Source organism: Polynucleobacter sp. 35-46-11 (assembly GCF_002281105.1).
Genome location: NZ_NCFJ01000701.1, coordinates 1 through 1,121 on the forward strand (window position 1 = coordinate 1; position 1,121 = coordinate 1,121).

Annotated in this window: 1 protein-coding gene; it reads right to left on the reverse strand. The window is 47.5% G+C overall.

The features are described 5' to 3' along the window. Positions 1-1,121 (reverse strand): cytochrome c biogenesis protein CcdA (locus tag B7Y67_RS18940; RefSeq protein WP_293599954.1); only part of this gene is annotated, 1,121 nt, incomplete at both ends.

Consider the following 1,121-nt stretch of genomic DNA (forward strand, 5'->3'; position numbering starts at 1 on the left):
CAGTTCTTTGCAAGACACACACCAGTCTGCATAAAAATCTAGGAGCACTAATTTCTTCTGCTCTTTTGCTTGGGCCAAGAATTGATCTAACTGGGCACTAGATTGAATTACAGCAAAACTCGCATTTCCAATCTGATGTTGACGTTGTCCATTAGCCATCATCTTGCCACCCGCTTCATTACTGCTTTGTAATAAAGGAGAGGCAATCCAGGCTGCAGTTGCCACCAATAAAACACCGAGCGTTCTTTGCAACCAAACCATCCAAATACCAGTTGATGGAATGAGGATGCGCGCCTCAATAGCAATAAAGAGAAGTGGCAAGCCCATACCCAAAGCCATCACAAACAGTAAACCGGCCCCCAAACTCATTGATCCTGTTTGGGCAATGAAAGCAAGTACTCCGGCTAAAGGTGCAGTAATACAAGGGCTGGCAACTAATGTCGAAATTCCACCCAAAGCGAAGGCACCAACAAAGCTCCCACCTTTATGGCGTCCTGCTAATTGGTCGACTTTTTCCTGCCAAGATTGGGGCATTCTGAGCTCGTACAGGCCAAATAAGCTCCCCGACAGTGCGAGTAGTAGCAATGCAAACCCAATTAGCGCTATAGGGCTCTGCAGAGCTCTTTGGACGCTACCGCCTAGAGCGGCCATCAAGACTCCCGCTAAAGCGTAGACGCAGGCCATACCAAGTACATAAGCCACGGCCAAGAGACTAGCCCGGCTTTTGCTAATCGATTTTTTGCCCTGAGTTCCAAACACCACACTGGACAGAATGGGTAGCATTGGAAGCACACAGGGAGTGAACGCCAAAGCCAGCCCCAGGATGAAGAAAGCCAAAAATAAATAGCCAGTTGGGGTGCTATCTAAAAAACGCGTAATGGCATTGACATCATCTCGCTCACGCCATACATCCATCAAGCCAAATTCTTTTTTAGGCGAATTACTTACCCCCTCCAATACCTCTGGTATCGGTCTAGCCTTTACACCGGGGCCTGCAAGCAAAAATTTGAGCGTCATGGGCGGATAGCAAATACCTGCTTCAGCACATCCTTGCAATTCCAACTCTAGATATAGAGGCTTTCCTACTTCGGCTTTTTTGTCCAATGTCAGAAGAAATGCCT